General features: G+C 28.6%; 1 protein-coding gene. It reads left to right on the forward strand.

All coding sequences use genetic code 11. From position 1 onward, the window contains the following. On the forward strand, positions 1-224 hold a 224-nt coding region (locus NG904_RS16665), incomplete at both ends, for an adenine deaminase C-terminal domain-containing protein (RefSeq protein WP_286674379.1).

Raw genomic sequence — 224 nt, forward strand, 5'->3', positions numbered from 1 at the left:
TCATCTTAAAAAGATGAATGGAGGAATTGCAATTGCTTCAGGTAAAGAAATTATAGCATCATTACCTCTTGCTATAGGAGGATTAATATCTGAGAATGGCTATTTAGAGGTTCAACAACAACTTAAAATTTTAAATCAAGCTTTAAGTATAATAGGAGTTAATGCAGATTTTAATCCTTTTTTAACTTTATCATTTTTAACCCTTCCAGTTATTCCAGAAATTA

The sequence above is a fragment of the Clostridium sp. ZBS15 genome, assembly GCF_023845705.1.
Classification (GTDB): Bacteria; Bacillota; Clostridia; order Clostridiales; family Clostridiaceae; genus Clostridium; species Clostridium aquiflavi.